17 protein-coding genes and 1 tRNA gene are annotated in these 18525 nt (G+C 42.4%); 12 read left to right on the top strand and 6 right to left on the bottom strand.

The features are described 5' to 3' along the window. Nucleotides 1-98 precede the first annotated feature (98 nt). Nucleotides 99-752: a DUF4433 domain-containing protein gene (locus FMS18_RS16585; RefSeq protein ID WP_163295797.1), complete on the top strand. Its 654-nt coding sequence runs from the start codon at nt 99-101 to the stop codon at nt 750-752. 3 nt (nt 753-755) lie between these two features. Beyond that, nucleotides 756-1817, top strand: a complete 1062-nt coding sequence (locus FMS18_RS16590; protein WP_163295798.1) for a macro domain-containing protein — start codon at nt 756-758, stop codon at nt 1815-1817. On the opposite strand, the gene FMS18_RS16595 is transcribed toward FMS18_RS16590, so the two are convergent. Continuing rightward, nucleotides 1814-2059, bottom strand: a complete 246-nt coding sequence (locus FMS18_RS16595) for a helix-turn-helix domain-containing protein (protein ID WP_163295799.1) — start codon at nt 2057-2059, stop codon at nt 1814-1816. The genes FMS18_RS16590 and FMS18_RS16595 overlap by 4 nt on opposite strands. Before the next feature lie 169 nt (nt 2060-2228). Beyond that, entirely contained in the window at nt 2229-2495 is a 267-nt protein-coding gene (locus FMS18_RS16600; RefSeq protein ID WP_163295800.1) for a hypothetical protein, read from the bottom strand. A gap of 150 nt (nt 2496-2645) precedes the next feature. Between FMS18_RS16600 and FMS18_RS16605 the strand changes: the two genes are divergently transcribed. The 10 genes from FMS18_RS16605 to FMS18_RS16650 all read left to right on the top strand — a co-directional run bounded on the left by FMS18_RS16605 (nt 2646) and on the right by FMS18_RS16650 (nt 15408). Continuing rightward, nucleotides 2646-2924, top strand: a complete 279-nt coding sequence (locus FMS18_RS16605) for a TraK family protein (protein WP_163295801.1) — start codon at nt 2646-2648, stop codon at nt 2922-2924. Nucleotides 2925-2985: 61 nt separating this feature from the next. Further along, nucleotides 2986-4557, top strand: a complete 1572-nt coding sequence (locus FMS18_RS16610) for a hypothetical protein (RefSeq protein WP_163295802.1) — start codon at nt 2986-2988, stop codon at nt 4555-4557. A 413-nt stretch (nt 4558-4970) separates the two neighbouring features. Then, on the top strand, nt 4971-6398 hold the full coding sequence (locus FMS18_RS16615) for an ATP-binding protein (protein WP_163295803.1): 1428 nt from the start codon (nt 4971-4973) through the stop codon (nt 6396-6398). Further along, complete coding sequence (locus tag FMS18_RS16620; RefSeq protein WP_163295804.1) at nt 6395-9079, top strand: Z1 domain-containing protein; 2685 nt, start codon at nt 6395-6397, stop codon at nt 9077-9079. Before FMS18_RS16615 ends, FMS18_RS16620 begins: the two co-directional genes overlap by 4 nt. Further along, nucleotides 9072-10019, top strand: a complete 948-nt coding sequence (locus FMS18_RS16625; protein ID WP_163295805.1) for a PD-(D/E)XK motif protein — start codon at nt 9072-9074, stop codon at nt 10017-10019. The genes FMS18_RS16620 and FMS18_RS16625 overlap by 8 nt, the downstream gene beginning before the upstream one ends. 3 nt (nt 10020-10022) lie before the next feature. Beyond that, nucleotides 10023-12047 carry an AIPR family protein gene (locus FMS18_RS16630; RefSeq protein ID WP_163295806.1) on the top strand — a complete coding sequence of 675 codons (2025 nt, stop codon included), beginning with the start codon at nt 10023-10025 and terminating at the stop codon, nt 12045-12047. Further along, the gene (locus FMS18_RS16635; RefSeq protein ID WP_163295807.1) at nt 12040-13416 is read left to right on the top strand and encodes a DNA cytosine methyltransferase; all 1377 of its coding nucleotides are present in this window, start codon (nt 12040-12042) and stop codon (nt 13414-13416) included. The genes FMS18_RS16630 and FMS18_RS16635 overlap by 8 nt, the downstream gene beginning before the upstream one ends. A 31-nt stretch (nt 13417-13447) precedes the next feature. Then, nucleotides 13448-13672 carry a methionyl-tRNA formyltransferase gene (locus FMS18_RS16640; protein WP_163295728.1) on the top strand — a complete coding sequence of 75 codons (225 nt, stop codon included), beginning with the start codon at nt 13448-13450 and terminating at the stop codon, nt 13670-13672. A 14-nt stretch (nt 13673-13686) separates the two neighbouring features. Then, nucleotides 13687-14157: a very short patch repair endonuclease gene (locus FMS18_RS16645; protein WP_163295808.1), complete on the top strand. Its 471-nt coding sequence runs from the start codon at nt 13687-13689 to the stop codon at nt 14155-14157. Between the two features lie 951 nt (nt 14158-15108). Beyond that, a complete protein-coding gene (locus FMS18_RS16650; RefSeq protein ID WP_163295809.1) occupies nt 15109-15408 on the top strand; it encodes a HigA family addiction module antitoxin in 300 nt (99 codons plus the stop codon). A 310-nt stretch (nt 15409-15718) separates the two neighbouring features. On the opposite strand, the gene FMS18_RS16655 is transcribed toward FMS18_RS16650, so the two are convergent. The 4 genes from FMS18_RS16655 to FMS18_RS16670 all read right to left on the bottom strand — a co-directional run bounded on the left by FMS18_RS16655 (nt 15719) and on the right by FMS18_RS16670 (nt 18368). Then, nucleotides 15719-16267, bottom strand: coding sequence for a hypothetical protein (locus FMS18_RS16655; protein WP_163295810.1), 549 nt, complete (start codon nt 16265-16267; stop codon nt 15719-15721). Nucleotides 16268-16532: 265 nt separating this feature from the next. Next, a tRNA-Thr gene (locus FMS18_RS16660) sits at nt 16533-16608 on the bottom strand. A 109-nt stretch (nt 16609-16717) separates the two neighbouring features. Next, nucleotides 16718-17233, bottom strand: a complete 516-nt coding sequence (tpx, locus tag FMS18_RS16665) for a thiol peroxidase (RefSeq protein ID WP_163295811.1) — start codon at nt 17231-17233, stop codon at nt 16718-16720. Between the two features lie 91 nt (nt 17234-17324). Then, the gene (locus tag FMS18_RS16670; protein WP_163295812.1) at nt 17325-18368 is read right to left on the bottom strand and encodes an ABC transporter substrate-binding protein; all 1044 of its coding nucleotides are present in this window, start codon (nt 18366-18368) and stop codon (nt 17325-17327) included. Nucleotides 18369-18525 lie beyond the last annotated feature (157 nt).

An 18525-nucleotide genomic window follows, 5' to 3' on the forward strand; every position in this document is an offset into this window, starting at 1 on the left:
GGGCCGATTTCTTTATCCAATAAAGGCGGTATTGCAATATTCCAGATTTATCATTAGATCCTAAAAACAAATCCAGAGCAAAAAACGGATAAGCTTAAATGCCGAAAAAAGAACTACAAGACATCTTCATCGCCCATATTACCCATATCGACAATCTTGCATCAATTGTTGCCGATGCCCACTTGTATTCGGATGCGAAGAATTTAGAGCGGAAGTCCTGCACCCAGCAGATCGGGATGTCCAAAATCAAGCAAAGACGTTTGACCGAACTTCCGGTTACATGTCATTCTGGGACCATGGTTGGTGAATATGTTCCTTTTTACTTTCACCACCACTCACCCATGCTCTACCTGATCCATATTGGCAACGCAGAGCTGGAGTATAAAGGCGGACAGGAAAAAATCGTTTATCTTGTTTCCAAGATGCAGGCAGGCATTGAGTGGGCGGATGAGAACCATAAAAAATGGTGCTTCACATCAAGCAACGCCGGAGCATATATCTGCGATTTTTACGACTCCATTGACGATCTTGATAAAGTCAACTGGGAAGCGGTCAGTCAAGAATACTGGCAAGAATGCAAAGACGAAAAACAAGCCGAATTTCTGATACAGGACGCTTTCCCCTTTGAGCTTTTCACCTATATCGGTGTATATAATAAGGAAATGCTCACCGAAGTTAACAAGGCTCTGGAAGGGATAGAGAGAAAACCCAAAGTCGCTGTTCATCCAGAATGGTATTACAAGGGAGATTAACAAATGATTGAAATAACAAGCGGAGATATTTTTCAGTCCAAAGCACAGGCCCTTGTGAATACCGTGAATTGTGTCGGAGTCATGGGCCGTGGTCTGGCCCTGCAATTCAAGAAAGCTTTCCCTGAAAATTTCACGGAATATAAAGCCGTGTGCGACAAAAAAGAATTGCATATCGGCATGATGTTCACCCACGACACCCGCAACCTTACCGGGGAACAGCGGTACATAATTAACTTCCCGACCAAACGCCACTGGCGGGCCAAAAGCCGCATTGAAGACATTCAGGCAGGGCTTGCGGCACTGGTCGAAGAAATCAAGACAAAAAACATCAATTCCATAGCAATCCCACCTCTAGGTTGCGGACTTGGCGGTCTGCCTTGGGAAATGGTTCGGGCTGAAATTGAAAATGCATTCACCGCCCTGCCCGAGACTACCGTTTATTTATATGAACCTAAAGGAAGTCCGGCAGCGGACCAAATGACCAACAAGACCAAAGCCCCAAGCATGACCAAAGGACGGGCTGCCCTGCTGCGGTTGATGCAGCAATACATCAACGGACTGATGGCTCCCTCCACTACCCTGCTGGAGTTGCAAAAGCTCATGTATTTCATGCAGGAATCCGGCGAAGACCTAAGACTCAATTTCAGCAAAGGCATATACGGTCCATACGCTGAAAACCTGCGCCATGTTCTCAACCTTATCGAAGGCCATTTCATTACCGGATACGGTGACGGGGGAGACGCACCGCAAAAGCTGATTGAATGCCGTAAAGACGCCTGTGCTGATGCACTGACTTTTCTCAAAAAACACGAACAAACACTATCAAAAGTGGATAGAGTCGGTGACCTGATTGCCGGTTTTGAAACACCTTACGGCATGGAAGTTCTTGCGACAGTACATTGGCTTGTCTCCAAGGAAAACGCCACGAATGTGGATGAAGTCTTTTCCGGTGTACAAAACTGGAATGCCCGCAAGGCTAAAATGATTCAGCGAAGACATGTAGAGATTGCTTACAACGCTCTTGCCAATAAAGAATGGATACAACCAGAGCAACCGCCAATCTAAAAAACTTCCACCGAATTATCCTTAACGTACTGGACCAAATCCGCCCTTCTGTACACGATCCTGCGACCAAGGGTTGAAAACCTCGGCCCCTCGCCACTACTGCGCCAGTGGTCCAGAGTATTCTTTTTCACTGTTAGAAAATCAGCGGCTTCTTGAACTGTAAGTGTCTCTTTCCGATTTAAAATTTCCAGTTCCACGACCGGCTTAAAAGCTTCTTCAATAGCCAGTCGAATGTTCTTCATATTTTTCTCTGAAATATCTTTTTCCAAAATCACTATCTAATTCTCCAAGCTTATTTCGAATTCCGACTCAATAAGTCTTTGCTAATTTAGCAAAGAAGTTTTATAAGCTCAAGAGAAAGATCAGCCCATAGAGCCAGCCCTTGGATAGACAGTTTTTTCAAAACATTAATCAGCGCAGCCTCTCTTGAACACGAAAGAACAGGCTGGCAACGTCCATTCCCAACACGCCCGCAGCTTGAACAGCCTCTGAAACCGGCAAGCTCTGAGGCTTACCTGTCGGCGAACATTCCCTGATCTTCCACCATTTAGAAGGGGCTGTCTTTGTGTCGCCGTACATCAATCGTGCAAATTGTGTATGAGAAATCCCCTTCTCTACATATAGGCTGACGATCTCAGCCACCAAAGCCCGCTCAAATTCATTCCCATTATTTTCCATCGTTCCTGACCATCTTAGTTAAATACATTTCTTTGCTAAATTAGCGTTGACTAAAAATACTAATTTAGCATAAACCAACTCCATGTCAATCAGTCCAAACACACACCCAAACTAAACGAGCAAAGGCTCCTTAAATTTATCGAGGTCACAATGAAAAAGAAAAAAGGGTTCGCCAGAGTCGAATTCATAGCCAACCTCAAAGAGATAAAAACTCTTCACGAAAGCGGCTATAATAAAAGAATGATCTACGATCATCTGGCAGAAAAAGGCAAAGTCACAATGAGCTACTCCATTTTTTGTTCATACACCTTTGACGGGGTACGGCGAAAAAAGCGGCGCAAACCCAAACGCTCTGCCATCACACAAGAAGACAGGCCTTTCGTACACAAGAGCATCGTAACCAAAGAAGATTTGGATGAATTAATTTAGAAATGCTCTCTTGGCAGCACCCCAAAGAAATCCCCTAAACCTTTAGCAGCTACTTAATTTTATGACTTCAGAGGAACACAAATGCCCCTCCTGTAAACCGGATAATTGCGACGATAAGCAGCAATTTCAAACGAGTGCGGGTTATTCACGGGTCCTTATCCGGCTCAAGTTGAACAAATTCTACAGATCCCTTTCATACACAGCCAAAAACATAATTGCAGTTCTCATCCAGTCCGCACCGGCAATGGAAAAGCCATTCCCGATTGTTATTTCCAAACTTCAACACGCAGCCGGATGCAGCAAAGCAAGCGTTCTGCGCCATATCCCTAAAGGAGAACAGGCTGGACTTTATAAACGCAAAAACCATGACGCAGGGCGCAAGCACGGAAGCATCGTCACGCTGAACAAAGAACTCTGCGAGCGGTTCCTTGAACTTCATTCACAGGAATACGGCCAATCCGCCAACATCAATAATGAATCATATTTCATTTTATTTGATGGCAGCCGAGATCAATGCGGCCATGCCTTGGATCTGGAAAACAAAACCGACCTGTTTTTCTCCAGTTTATCCAATACGGAAAAACGTGTGTTCGCTGTAATTTCAAAACTTGCAGAGGTTGCCCCTAGCGGCAAAGTTCATCTTATAATTAAAAACCTTGCCGAACAGACCTCTTGCAGTGAAGTGACCGCCCGTCGGACAGTTAAGCGCGGCCAAAAAAACGGTCTTTACGCTAAGAAACAACATGAACGCGGCCCCCGTTTCGGTGTAATCCTCAAGCTGAATGCTAAGCCCATGGACCGCATGAAAGAACTGCTGCAAGCGTTCCCGGCAAGAAATGATCAGTATCAACCCGACATAACCGATCATGATCGGATTCATGAGCAAAATGAAACTGATCATGCAACCAGACTTGATCGGAATCATTTCAACAGCGAGCCTGCGCAGGCAAAACAGCCCCTCAACCCTTGCCAGTCAAAGAATCACAGCAAGTTGCCCCCGCACTCTGACACTCCAAAAGATCGGTATCACGAGCATCTTATATTAGATAGACAGATAGAAAATCTATCTAACGCTGAAGAAAAATTAAGTGCGCGAAGACTGCTGGAGATCAGCACGGAGGATTTCGAAATCCACTGGCCCCGGCTCCACAAACACAAATTTGGGCCAAATCAGATTCGCCAGATTGTAACCCACCGGGTTGTAGGGAACGAAACTCTTCTCGACATCAAGAACTCACTCTATGCCGCAGAATGGGAATTGGAACACGAAACCTTTCCCCAAAACCGCAAAGGCCCGTGCAATTATATCTTCGCCACCCTGAAAGACACAGGCACATGGCGCAGGCCGGTCGGCTTCCTCTCGCCCAACGAACAGGCCCTTGCCAACGCCAAAAAAGAAAACAGCGTAGTCCGTGCGCTTGCAGAACAGAAAAAGCAGCAGGCAAAAAAGGAGACACAGGCAAAATCAGACAAAAAATTTGAATCATGGCTCGCCACACAGACGCCTGAAGCTCTGGCGGTGATTGATGCGCGATGTACCGTGCCTCCCAGCACCGAGGAGTCCAGATACAGGTGGCGGAAGTTCTACTGGGGTAAAAATATTTATAGAAACAGCCCAAAGCAGGACAGGTAAATAGCAGTTAAATACCAAAGACAATTTATCTACAAATAAAACAGGTTACTTTTGACGACTCCATCGGATGTAAAATATAATTACCCATACCCACTACTCAATAACCAAAACACAATTAGCTGTTACTTATATCTAGCGAGGATATGGTTACATATTTTTACAAATGACTCGCTTCGCCTTGTTCGTAGTTAAGACCAAAGCGACAGAATAATCAATATATTTGAGTACTATCCGAGCCAATTTTTCAAACTCAAAGGAAACACCCAACAACATTATACATATTGTCATACTGAGAGTTCTTCTATAGGGTATGAAAAATTTCAAAACAGGACCTACTGAGTATGACGCAGCACTACAACCTCCCCCCAGCTCCGACATCTTTAATAGAATCTCTCCGTGACATAGGTTACTCTATGCCTACCGCCATCGCAGATATTGTTGACAACAGCATCACCGCTAAAGCCAAAAATATCTCTCTAAACTTTGCATGGGAGAATGGCTCCCCATGGCTTGCTATTATTGATGACGGACATGGAATGGATGCCCAAGAATTAATAAACGCTATGAAATTTGGCAGTTCCAACCCTCGCGCGAATAGAAATATTAAAGATCTGGGAAGATTCGGACTGGGCATGAAAACTGCGTCATTTTCGCAATGCCGGAAATTGACGGTCATCAGCAAAACAAACAAAAAATTTTATTGTTGCCAATGGGACTTAGATGAAATTGCCAGATCCACATCTGAAGAATGGAACTTGTCTATAATAGACGTATCGACAGGCAACGGGAAAATTAAAGAACTTAGCGAATCTAATTTAGCAAGCATCGAAACTGGAACCATTGTTTTATGGGAAGAAATAGATAGAATTGACGATCAGGTTACAAGCCAAAAGCAAGAACAAGCATTTAACCGTACTATGCTTGAAGCTCGCGAACACCTAGAGCTTGTTTTCCATAGATTTCTATCCCCGGAGAGGGGGCACTCAAAAATCAATTTAAAAATCAATGGTTCTCCCATAAAAGGATTTGACCCTTTCCACTCTTCATCGGAGAGCACTACAGAGCTAAATCAAGAAACAATTAAATGTGAAGGGCATGAAGTAATTGTACAGCCATTTATACTGCCTCATCACAATAAAGTTCCTTCTACAGAATATAAAAGATATGCAGGCAAAGAAGGCTACCTGCAAAATCAAGGGTTCTATGTATACAGAAACAGACGGCTTATTATCAGAGGGACATGGTTTCGCCTTATAAAAAAAGCTGACTTGACCAAACTCGTCAGAGTTAAAATTGATCTCCCCAATTCTTTAGATCACCTATGGCGAATAGATGTAAAAAAATCCCACGCAGCTCCCCCAGAAAGCGTTCGCACCCAGCTAAAAAGGATCATTGAAAAAATCAGCCAAGCCGGAAAGAACGTATACAAGCAAAAAGGAAGAGTCTTGCCATCACAAGAAAAGCATCCTGTTTGGAACAGAAGAGCTGTCGGCAACTCGATTCAATACGAGATCAACAAAACACACCCGCTCATAAACAAAATTAAAGATTCAATGGTTCCAGCAGATCAAAAACTGTTTGACCATACGCTTACCCTTTTCGAGTCAAATTTCCCCTCGGCTCGCTTTTTTCATGACTATGCAGGGTCACCTGAAAAGTTATCCACTCCTGACTTCGAAAGAGAAGAAATCGAAACCCTGCTCGACACATTCGTCGAAATGTGGGCTCTTAACGAAAATTCAGATGAGCAAGAACTTAAGGAATTGCTCGCTATTTCCCCTTTTTCCCGAAATCGAGAGCTGACCATACTAATTTTAAATGAAAGAGGTTTAATGAGATGAATAATGCTATAAACGACATACAGAAAGACATTGAAATTTATGCAACACAACTCCTCTCAAGATTAGTCGCTCAAGAAAAAGAAATAACGAAAGACCAATTTAACCTTGCAGTTAAAAACGCAATTAGCGGAACAGCAGCATTGAACCCGGAAGATGAGATTGAGAAAATTGACGTCGATATTATCGTCAACAAGCTACAAGAAAAATTTGATATCCAAATGACATTAGGAACCATATTCCCGGGGGACAAATATACCCCGTGGCTTGAACAAAAATATGGAGATATTGATTGGTATTACTGGGGAAGATACCGCCAATTGCTGTTGCAAGATGGGTTCCCCCCGCAAGTAGTGCGCAGCTTGGGCAGCGTCACAGATCAAGTCATTGACCACTTAGAAAATCCTCAAAAAGAAGGAAGTTGGGATCGCAGAGGAATGGTTGTTGGTCATGTCCAATCAGGCAAGACAGCAAACTACACAGGAGTAATCTGCAAAGCAGCCGACTGCGGCTACAAGGTCATTATCGTTTTGGCAGGCATGCTGAACGCACTGAGGAACCAGACTCAAGAACGTATTGACAGTGGATTTATTGGTCGGTGCACGCGCTTAAATGAATGGATTGGAGCAGGGTTAATCTCAAAAGAACGCATACCAACATATTTTACAACCAGTACTGATGATTTTAGCAAACAAGTATCTAAAGTAGGCGTCGGCATTGACGGACTACGAGAACCAGCGGTTTTAGTTCTTAAAAAAAACAGCAACACACTCAGCAACTTGATTGACTGGCTGGAAAACAACAATCCTCACAAACTTCAGTCCTATCCAATGCTTTTGATTGACGACGAAGCAGACCATGCTTCGATAAACACCAAGACAGACGGAATCACTGCAATAAACGGCAAAATAAGACAATTATTGTCTCTTTTTAAACAATCATCATACGTGGGATACACAGCAACTCCTTTTGCCAATATTTTTATCGACCCGGACACTAATGATGAAATGATAAACGAAAACTTGTTCCCTAGAGACTTCATCTTAAGCCTTGATGCTCCAGACAACTATGTCGGCCCGGAACGGGTTTTCAGCAAAAATACAGATTTGAAAATGATTTGTGAAGTTGACGATTACAGCACAATACTTCCTTTAACTCACAAAATAGATAGAGAAATTGAAGAACTCCCTCCAAGCTTAAATGAAGCCATCGTATGCTTCGTGCTAGCTAGAGCTATTCGCTTAAGCAGAGGACAGACAACAGTACACAACTCTATGATGATAAATGTTAGCCGTTTTACTAACATTCAATCAAAAGTTAAATTGCTCGTTGATGAATACATAAAAGAAGAATTGCGCCCAGCAATTAAGAACCACAGCAAACTGCCACCAGAGCAAGCATTACAAAATTCAACATTAGAGGCTATTTACAACACATGGGAAAAGCATTTTCACGATATGAATTTTGAATGGAGTGCTGTCCAAAACCTACTGGAACAGGCTATCGGCCCAGTAGGAGTAATTGAGGTGAATGGATCTTCTACAGCGGAGCCATTAAACTATAGCAGGGAAGACTACCCGAATGGGAGAAATGTGATTGCCGTTGGCGGACTTGGCCTATCTAGGGGACTTACTCTTGAAGGGCTGACCGTTTCATATTTTTTGCGCAATTCAATCATGTACGACACATTGCTCCAGATGGGCCGCTGGTTTGGGTATCGTGACAACTATGCTGATGTATGTCGTCTTTTTATGAGCAAAGAAGCAAAAGGCTGGTATGCACATATATCCAAAGCAACGGAAGAATTAAGAATTGAATTCTTAAAAATGAAGAACGCTAGAATGACTCCAAGTGATTTTGGGTTATGCGTTAGAGCTCATCCAGAATCTTTAATTGTAACTGCTCGAAACAAAATGAGATCTGGCAAGCGTGTCCCGCGAAAAATTGGGCTTGAAGGAAGACTAGTTGAGACTAAATCTTTAAGCTCCAAAAAAGAAGTTGTCGCTCGAAACCTGCTTAGTTTGGACGGCATTATCACTAAAATTCAAAACAACGAAAACTCTACACAACACCATGGTCAAACCTATTATTTGTGGAAAGACGTCGCATGGGAGATTATTGAAAGCTTTTTAAATTCATTTATAAACACGCCGTCATCAGACTTAACGGAATCACTTCCGTTAAAGGACCACGGATCATGGCTTGCTGCGACTGGGTATTCCAATTGGGATGTTTTGTTAATGACCCCCAAAGATGGTAAATCTAAAATAAAAAAGAATATTGAAACAATAAAGATCAATGCACAAATACGCACAGTAAAAGAAGAAACAGAGAGCAGCATTAAGTTTCCCAATAGAAGGGTTGCCAGCGGAAGCATTGAAAAAATCGGACTTGATGCAAACCAAGAAGGTAAAGCTTTGAGTTTAGCCAAGAACAAAAAATTATCAGATACTGTTTACCGTGAAGCTAGAGACAAGCCCCTGCTTATGCTACATCTTTTAGACTGCCAACTCGAAGAAAATTCTCCCCTTTTTAAAGAAGGAATTTTAGGCTGGGGAATGAGTTTCCCGGGATCTCCGGGCAGCAAACGGCCTAAAAAACTTGTTGAATATGTCGTTAACACTGTTTGGTGGGACAATGAATATGGGGAACTCATTGAAGATGAGGATATTATAGATGAATAACCCATGGATTAAAATCTCCCAACCGTCTAGAAACATAAAAGCGAGAAGAATAGACAGCCAACATCCTCTTAATTTGTTTTGGGCAAAAGATTTCCGAGGACGTTATCTATTTCTGTTTGATCTTGAAGAACGGTCAACATTCCCTGTTCTTCCAGAACTCGCAGGCATACAAGCTTTAATAACGGAAGATGAAGGCAGGTTTTCCTTTGTTTTAATTTTGTCTGAGGCTGCAAATTGGGAAATGTTTTTCGCTTTATGCCAAGACTTGGTGCATGTTTCAAAAAACAGTAAAACGAACTCTTCCGGTTTCAACGTAATTTTAGCAAGGTTGTTTAGGTGGCATGAATTCTTAAAAAAAGCACGCTCAAGCATCTTATCTGAAGAAGCAATCAAAGGCCTTCTCGGAGAATTACTTTTCTTAAAAAGACATTTGATACCCCACTTTGGTGCTTCAGCAGCCATCAACTTCTGGACAGGTCCAGAAGGTTCACCTCAAGACTTCTGCATCAATAACATTGCTTTTGAGGTCAAGTGTCAGTCTGGGACGACATCACCAAAAATAAAAATATCAAACATTGATCAACTGTGTTCACAGTTGCCTGAAATGTATCTCTGGGTGCTCACTCTGGGGAAAAGTCACAAAGATGAACCAGACTCTGTCAATTTACCCGACATAATAAAGTCCATATACGAATTATTGGAGCAGGAATCGACAAGCCTAATAGATCGCTTTGAGGACTTGCTATTTCAGATGGGATATTTTGATTTGGAACAATACACCGACTTTGCATACATTGTTGCTTCGGAAATGTGCTTTGAAGTTAAAAATGATTTTCCCAGACTTTGCCCAGACAATATAAACACTGGAATTGTTAATGTTTCATACGGCATTGAATTAAATGCCTGCCTCCCTTTTGAAGGTAAACCTGACTGGATGTAAAATATGCTTTTTACAGATTACTACCAAGACTTCATGCAAGACATTTATGCCAGATCTGATGCTGAGCAAGATTTCACTGAGTCAATATTCACTGAAAGGGTTTGTGAATTCCTTTTCGACTATCAGGCGATAGAAGACTATTCGTTGGCTGAATATAAACATCAATCACTCGGCTTACGCATAGACGCATGGAATCTCAGCATAGAAACAGGAGTGCTTAGTTTATTCATATCTGATTTTAAACCCAGTAACGAGCCTTACTCTTTGACTCAGACTTCACTGAAAACAATTTTTAAACGTGCCGATAAATTTTTCCAGCGATGCATCGACAAACCATTTCATAAAGCCCTTGAAGAAAGCACAATGGGATATATTGTAGCGCGTGAAATTTATGAAAATGCAGAATATATTTCTAAGGTTCAATTTTTTCTGTTATCAAATGGAGTCCTCAGCTCTAAAGCAAAAGGTCTATCTCAGACCGACAATGGTTCCATAACAAAGCACTATAATATATGGGACCTAGGGAGAATTGCCAATATAGAACTATCCGGCAAAGCTCGTGAAGATCTCGTTATTAACTTCGACACACCTGTCCCATGCTTACCTGCATTTACAGGTTCAGAATCATGTCAATCATATCTTCTTGTTTTACCCGGAGAACTTTTAGCTTCTTTATATGATGAACACAGAGAGAGGTTGCTTGAACAAAACGTGCGTACCTTTCTACAATTCAGAGGCAACGTAAACAAAGGAATAAAAACAACAATCCAAAACTCACCTGATATGTTTTTTGCCTATAACAATGGCTTAACGGCAACTGCTGAACAGATCTGCCTGTCCCCTGAAAAAGATAAAATTTGTGCTATAACCAACCTACAAATAGTAAACGGCGGACAAACTACAGCCTCGCTGTTTATGTCGAAAAAAAAGCATAAGCTGGATTTATCCGCAATACATGTACAGGTTAAATTGTCCGTAATAGCACCAGATGAGGTAGAAACAATAGTCCCTCAAATATCTAAGTGTGCCAACACTCAAAACAAGGTAAATATTGCGGACTTTTCATCAAACCACCCATTTCACTTACGTATAGAAGAAAAATCGAGAAGAATTTGGGCTCCCTCTCCAGAAGGAACCAACCAAGACACCCACTGGTTCTACGAGCGTGCTCGCGGACAATTTGCCAATGCATACGCAGCCTTTTCCAGATCAGAACAAACAAAATTCCTTACGATTAATCCTAAACACCAGATGGTCACCAAAACTGACTTCGCAAAATACGATTATACCTTTTTAATGATGCCTAACATTGTGAGTAAAGGGGCCCAGACGTGTTTTCGGGAATTAGCCGGGAAAATAGATAAAGAATGGGAAGCCGACGACAGTCAATTTGGTGATCTCTACTTCAAGCACCTTGTGGCCAAAGCCATCCTCTTCAGAGGATTAGACAAACAAATCATGAAACAATCATGGTACGGAGGCTATAAAGCCAACATAGTCACATACACCTTGGCCCTCTTTACCTTTTTAGTTGAAGAAACAAAAAAATTTATTGATTTTTCTTTAATTTGGGAAAAACAAAGCATTCCAGAAGACATAAACACCTTTCTTCTCTCTCTGGCAGAGAAGGTGAATAATCAAATTCAAAATACAGAATTAAACGTTACTCAATACTGCAAACAGGAACTTTGCTGGCAGAAAGTGAAAGGAATTCATGTGGACCTCCCGGAAGGAGTAGCTACATTACTAGTCGACAAAACAGCAATAATAGGAGAGGAAAAAGACGCAAAAACCGACCAAAAAATGCTCACGGGATTAGAAGCCCAGATGTTTGTAATCAATAAGGGGAGTGAATACTGGCAACATCTTTTGCAGTGGCAAAACGAATCCAGAACACTTTCCCCCAACCAACTTGGATTGCTGCAAACAGCATCAATAAGGCCGGAACGCATTCAAGACTGGCAAGCTCTCAAGCTTGTCGAAATAAATGACAACGCTATCGAACAAGGTTTTCTTCCAAATGACTAAATTCCTTTTAGGCGAGCTTTTTTGTGGGCCCGGTGGAATGGCCCTAGGAGCGCGGCTCGCAGCTGAGGAGTATCAATACGACGGTTCTCCCCTTCCCATTGAGCATATATGGGGAGTAGACAAAGATGAGCATGCGATATCTACCTATAACTCAAACAATTTAGGAGAAGGGGTTCACTGTGACGCCTTAGATTTTGCCAACAACATCAAAGACGCCGATCATAAGATCTTGGCGAATTTTCCTCCCATCAATGCACTGGCTTTTGGCTTTCCCTGCAACGATTTCAGTGTCGTAGGAGAGCGCAAGGGGATTAATGGAAAATATGGCAACCTTTACAAGGCAGGAGTAAAAGTTATTGAGCAAATGAATCCACTTTTCTTTATTGCTGAAAATGTGAGCGGAATTCATTCAGCAAATTCAGACGCTACGTTCTATCAAATCATTTCAGAACTAGAAGCAGCCGGAAAACATGGCTACGACCTGACAATCCACCTTTATAAATTTGATGAGTACGGGGTGGCTCAAATGCGTCACCGCTATATAATAGTTGGAATCAGGAAGGATTTGAAAATTAAATTTCGAATCCCAGAACCAACACACAAAACTCCGGTCACAGCTTCTGAAATATTGGGCAAACCATATCAAACCCCTCCCTCGAATGCCAATAATTTCAAGCAAGACCCCCGTGTGCAAGAACGCCTTCTATTCACCCCGCCATGGCATAACGCATGGTTTCTCGATACATTGCTCGAAATGGGAGAAGCAGGCTGCCGTGAATATCTAGAAAAAAAACTTCCTTGGTTCGAAGAAAAACTGGGTAATGCTACCGACCATGAAATTAAAGAACGCATTATAGCCTGCAAACTTAACTGCAAAAAAGCTAGGATGAGCCACATCTACAGAAGGTTGCACCCTGACAAGCCTGCCTACACAATTACAGGAAGCGGCGGAGGCGGAACCCATGGCTATCACTGGGAGGAGTGTCGATGCCTGACAAACAGGGAAAGAGCACGCCTTCAAAGCTTTCCTGATGACTTTATTTTCATGGGGTCACTCCCTCAAGTACGCAAACAAATTGGCATGGCTGTGCCTCCTGCCGGTGCTAAAATCATTTTCAAAGCTATCTTGGATAGTTTTGCAGGCAAAAAGTACCCATATGTGGAAGAACCCAGCTACAAGCCCATGGATGCAGAATCTTTTAAAGCATACAGAAGTAAACGCTATAAAATACGCCTGAAAGAAAGATTGCGAAACAATTATTCTTTCGAGCTTAGTGACTATCATAAACTTGAAGACATAATCGAAACGTTAATTGAAGAAGATTTATCATTGGATGAGGCTGAAAGCTTTATCCTCGAAACAAGGTAACAAGTACGCTCTACAAGATCAGGAGTATAAAATGGCCATCATTAGACAGCTTGAACACAGGGAACTTGAAAGGTTTGCCAAACATACTGAAACAGAAGGGACATACTCAATTGTCGAGCTGGACGGCAAAAAATATCTTCAGATAGACACATATGGTTCAAAACAACGACAAGACAGAGGCAAAATAAGTCAATCGCTTAGACTCTCTCAAGAGGCCATAGAGCAATTACTTAAAATTATTAAAACAAATTTTTAATTCAGAACGTCAATATGGATTGCTTCAACAAGCAAAAACGAAGTGATGTCATGAGGTGTATTAAATCCAAAGACACCAAGCCTGAGATATTCATTCGTAAAGGACTCCATAGACGTGGTTATCGATATCGACTGCATCGCAAAGACCTGCCGGGAACACCTGATCTAGTGCTTCCCGCATATAAATCCGTGATCTTCGTTCATGGTTGCTTCTGGCACATGCATAGTTGCGCATATTTTAAATTACCAAAATCAAATACAGAATACTGGACGGACAAGCTTGAGAAAAATGTAAAAAGGGACAAACGTGATATCGATGCCCTTCTAGATTCAGGCTGGAGAATTTTGATTGTATGGGAATGTGCTATCAAAAACTGTAGCGACATAGAAAAGGCCAATACACTTGATGAAGTTGAGCTATTCTTAAAAGATAATAGTGTATTCGCAGAAATTTCCAAGGATTCATGCCAGCCCAAAAAAAAGTAAAAGGCGATTTAATTTCTAACTTCCCCACTCACAGCAAAAAACATAGCCATATGACATCTTCACCCCCAAAGCATCCACCTCATTAATATGAATAATGGTGCGGGCAGTTCGTCGACAATTGCCGCTTCTTGACTCATACCTTTTAAAAGCAATTCTCTAAAACCGAAGAGCCCTGAAAATTCAGGGCTCCTAAACACCCTAAAATTCCCATAGATCATTAAGCAGAGAAGCAACGCCTAACTAATGTTGGTCCATAATTGGACTGAGGTATTTCACCAAAATTTCAGATTCTTACCATTCCCCCTCATTACCATAAGCTGTAAATCAAGACGCCGCTATTTCTAGGAGATTAAGGCCCTCATATTTAACGAGCTTAAAATTAAGCCCGTTGAATTTGTAAATAATTTTAATGGAATAAACATATCTCAAAGGCAAATACCCTAGAGACAAACATAGCGGCAGCTCAATACGGATCTGTCGCTATGTTATGCAAGCGCAAAATTGCGCCCACAGAATTCACTAGGAATTTAAACTCGCTATCCATAGAATCAATTAATTAAGCACCACAAAAAGCCGACTCATATAACCTTGTTTTTATACGCTTTTTTTCAAAATAAAACTCAACAATTGCAACCCAAAAGGACGGCTGAAAATTCAGCTGTCCTTAATTTCACCAACAAAAACACGTTGAACCGAAGGTGAATAAGCCCACCTCAGCCCAAGGCTGAGCAGGACGTAAGGTACACCGCTTTGAAAAAGTGGGCCTACCTTACCTGTCCTGCCTTCGAACGCCGTGTCCGCATGTACTATTTTGTAGAATTCTGAGACTGATCCTGCAAAATTCTACATCGCGTTAATAAATTTAACATCATGGCTGAAAAAGGTATAAGAAGGATAAATAAGGGGAGATAATTGCATAAAATATTGCAATTTAGATTTGAGGATATTCTAATGCCTATGAACAATCCACCGCATCTCGGCGAGCTTATTAAGTCCGTGTATATGGAAGAATACAACCTGAGCTACCGCAAGCTGGCAACGATGCTTGGCGTAGCTCCATCCACCCTTGCCCGCATCCTGAACGCCAAGAGTGCTGTCTCTCCTGAAATGGCCCTGCGCCTTTCAATAACTCTCGGACGCACCCCGGAAAGTTGGCTGGCTATGCAGGCCAACTATGACCTTTATAAAGTACGCAGCCAGATTGATTTATCTGGGCTCTCTTCTGTAGATGCAAAACACACAGTTGCATAAACCGCGAATTGGCACCCAAAAACCGCTATTTGAAACGCTCAAAAACAATAACTTTAACGTCTTTTGACTAAACAAAAGGCATTAATATTAATGCATTACGACTATTAAGAATCGCTATTTAAACCGCTACTTTTCTCTAACAACAAAGCCAAGACGATGTATTTCCAACACCCAATTTACCTTGAATATTCACCATCAAGTGGTAAATATTTCACCATTTAGCGCGGACTTGTTTGCGGAAAAAAGCGCGGAGACCATCAGCAAGACAATACGCGCAACCGGGAGTCTTGCCGACGATTTAATTTTCTTCTTAATCCCAATGGCGGGAATGCTTGCTCAACAGCTTAAACAAATACCGAATGTCTTGATCTGCAAGCATTTCTTCATGTTCTAAACACCTATGCAGCTCTTTACTGGCTTTTTCCTCCAGTTTCGGATTGGTCGCATTCGGCCAATCAGAAAACCACCTACAAACTTCAGGATCAACATCACCAGTTGAATGATCGTATGAGGGTTCAAAAAAACAACGTATCTCTCCCCATTTTTCCCGATGGTGCTTCACGCAATTTTCGTGGTAATTATTAGCGAGGTAACGCTCCAAGAGCATTTCACAGACGTGCATCAAATGCAGATCCCGTTCAGCTCCCGCATGATAAGGGTTGCGCCGTAACTCGCTCTGCATAAGCACAAGCTTGCGCTGCATGACTTTGAACAGCCCATCAGATGTATAGTTACGGTCAGACCATATCACGGGAAACCATTGATATAAATTACGTATTCCGAATTTGACCGCTCGATACCACTCGTCAATCAATTCCCAAGGAGCAGTCAAATAGTGTGACCAGCGATAGTCCGGCATAATGATCCTTCCCATTTAATTTAGACATAAATTTAGCTCAGCCCTGTCTTCTGGTATCAAAAATCGATCAACTGAGACACAGTTTATTAAATCAAACGCTATGACCTCCCGCAAGCCATGCCGGGCATTTATAGAGCACTTCAAGCGCAATAAAAGCTACCCAACCCAAAAATAAAATTTTACACCCGGCTACCTTTTGGGTAGCAATAGGGTAGCAGGGATGAAAAAAGGGTTCACATCATGCGATGTAAACCCTTTATTTAACTGGAGCCAACGATCGGAATTGAACCGACGGCCTGCTGGTTACGAATCAGCTGCTCTACCGACTGAGCTACGTTGGCTTTTGGTAAGATTTTCTTTAGCTTAGCACGTATTTTGCGGTCAAGTCTAAAATATAAAAAGGCTCCCCAAGTTATGGGAAGCCTTTGTTTTTTTTATTCAGGATGATGCTTAAACCAGCTTCTTAGCAGCTGCAAGAGCTGCATCATAATCCGGTTCCTCGGTAATTTCATTTACATACTGCGCATACTGCACAGTACCGGACTTATCCACTACAAATACTGTGCGGCTAAGGAGACGCAATTCTTTGATCAGGACTCCGTAAGCCTCACCGAAAGAGGAGTCTTTGTAATCAGAAAGGGTCTGCACAGCTTCAACTCCCGCAGCACCGCACCAGCGGGCCTGTGCAAAAGGAAGGTCCATGGACAGGGTCAGGATTTTGATATCATCGCCGAGGGATGCAGCCTCATTGTTGAACCTGCGTGTCTCCATGTCGCAAACCGGGGTATCAAGGGAAGGCACGGCACTGATAATCAGTACCTTGCCGGCAAAATCAGCCAGAGCTTTGGGAGCAAGGCCATTATCGGTCACGCCAAATTCGGGAGCCTTGTCGCCAACTTTAATTTCATCGCCAAGAAGAGTCAGGGGATTACCCTGAAAGGTGATTATGCCTGTTCTTTCATTCATGATTCAACTCCGTTGATTTAATTTCTGTTCAATAATCGATATCACATCCAAATATTCCCTACAACAATGATCCGAATTTAATAATAACATACTAGTTTCCCAACAAAGCTTTCATAGAGAAATCGTACTTTAAATCGTTATTATTATAGGCTCTTGAAAATTTCCTGAAATCAATCTTGGACCAGTCTCGGGCACCGAATTTCTTTAAGAAACGCCTCACATTACGGTCATCAATTACACAAAAAATTCTTTTCCTGATCATCGCTCCATCTTTTTCAGCAAAGTCATAGCCGTGATGGTAGTCGTAAAGCATGACCAGCCCCCAACCGCCGGTCATAAAATGCCCGCCCACGGAAAGAGTGATAGAACCGTCTCTGACAGCCTCAAGCGCGGGCTTATCCCAATTGATACCACCTACCAGCACATCTTTACCCGGAGTAAGTCCGTTCTTCTTTATCCCTTCTATGGCACCAAGAGCCATGGGATCGTTAGCAGCCCAGATCACGTTAACTTTTGGGTCCCGCCGTAAGAATTTAGTAACCAGTTCAAAGGCCTTGTCTTCGCGCCAGAGACAGTGAATTTCAGGAAGGAATTTTGCGTCAAAAAAATCCGCACGAGCATAACTCAATCCCTGATTTCTAAGCAGCGTGGCCTGAGTGACATAGTCTCCGACAATAGGCAGAAGTTTTACCTTTTCTTCCGCAATCCCCTGCTCGCTTGCCTTCTCAATCAATTTCTTTGCCAGATTATATCCGGCCCAGCGGTTATCCGGGACCAGACCACCGATCCAGTTCTTGTACTTTTCCCTCGGAGCTCCCAATTCAGCAGCCTGATCACCATAAAAATTCATCAAAAGGTTAAAGACCTTAACGCCTTTTTTATCGGCATAGGCAATGATCTTTCCTGCCGCCAGCTTCTCATTGACGACAATCAGGTAATCAGGCAGATGCTCACGGCTGAGAACTTTTTCAGCCTCTTTGCCCATTAATATATGATTACGCTCCGCATAGATAATCTCCAGATCAATACCCAGATCATCGGCAGCAGCCTGCATAAATGAACCGACCTCACGCCAGAATCCGCCAGTAGGATCACTGGGATCGGACTTACCGGGATTGAGGAAGACGACCTCCATCCCATGGCTCAGTTCTTCGCCACCCTCACAAAAAGATGTTTTGGGAAATAGAATAAAAGAAAGACAAAACACAACAAATAAAAAGAAAAAAGATAAGAACCGCACACGCACCACCTGCTGTTCACATAAAATTTATCATTCATCATCACGCCCAATT

The sequence above is a fragment of the Desulfovibrio sp. JC022 genome (assembly GCF_010470665.1).
Lineage (GTDB): Bacteria > Desulfobacterota > Desulfovibrionia > Desulfovibrionales > Desulfovibrionaceae > Maridesulfovibrio.

Bases quoted from the DNA above. Each gene is read 5' to 3' on its own strand.
- FMS18_RS16650 (WP_163295809.1), top strand. From the start codon at position 15,109: ATGCCTATGAACAATCCACCGCATCTCGGCGAGCTTATTAAGTCCGTG.
- tpx (WP_163295811.1), bottom strand. From the start codon at position 17,233: ATGAATGAAAGAACAGGCATAATCACCTTTCAGGGTAATCCCCTGACT.
- FMS18_RS16620 (WP_163295804.1), top strand. From the start codon at position 6,395: ATGAATAATGCTATAAACGACATACAGAAAGACATTGAAATTTATGCA.
- FMS18_RS16670 (WP_163295812.1), bottom strand. From the start codon at position 18,368: ATGGAGGTCGTCTTCCTCAATCCCGGTAAGTCCGATCCCAGTGATCCT.
- FMS18_RS16600 (WP_163295800.1), bottom strand. From the start codon at position 2,495: ATGGAAAATAATGGGAATGAATTTGAGCGGGCTTTGGTGGCTGAGATC.
- FMS18_RS16605 (WP_163295801.1), top strand. From the start codon at position 2,646: ATGAAAAAGAAAAAAGGGTTCGCCAGAGTCGAATTCATAGCCAACCTC.
- FMS18_RS16625 (WP_163295805.1), top strand. From the start codon at position 9,072: ATGAATAACCCATGGATTAAAATCTCCCAACCGTCTAGAAACATAAAA.
- FMS18_RS16615 (WP_163295803.1), top strand. From the start codon at position 4,971: ATGCCTACCGCCATCGCAGATATTGTTGACAACAGCATCACCGCTAAA.
- FMS18_RS16655 (WP_163295810.1), bottom strand. From the start codon at position 16,267: ATGCCGGACTATCGCTGGTCACACTATTTGACTGCTCCTTGGGAATTG.
- FMS18_RS16590 (WP_163295798.1), top strand. From the start codon at position 756: ATGATTGAAATAACAAGCGGAGATATTTTTCAGTCCAAAGCACAGGCC.
- FMS18_RS16585 (WP_163295797.1), top strand. From the start codon at position 99: ATGCCGAAAAAAGAACTACAAGACATCTTCATCGCCCATATTACCCAT.
- FMS18_RS16640 (WP_163295728.1), top strand. From the start codon at position 13,448: ATGGCCATCATTAGACAGCTTGAACACAGGGAACTTGAAAGGTTTGCC.
- FMS18_RS16630 (WP_163295806.1), top strand. From the start codon at position 10,023: ATGCTTTTTACAGATTACTACCAAGACTTCATGCAAGACATTTATGCC.
- FMS18_RS16645 (WP_163295808.1), top strand. From the start codon at position 13,687: ATGGATTGCTTCAACAAGCAAAAACGAAGTGATGTCATGAGGTGTATT.
- FMS18_RS16610 (WP_163295802.1), top strand. From the start codon at position 2,986: ATGACTTCAGAGGAACACAAATGCCCCTCCTGTAAACCGGATAATTGC.
- FMS18_RS16635 (WP_163295807.1), top strand. From the start codon at position 12,040: ATGACTAAATTCCTTTTAGGCGAGCTTTTTTGTGGGCCCGGTGGAATG.
- FMS18_RS16595 (WP_163295799.1), bottom strand. From the start codon at position 2,059: ATGAAGAACATTCGACTGGCTATTGAAGAAGCTTTTAAGCCGGTCGTG.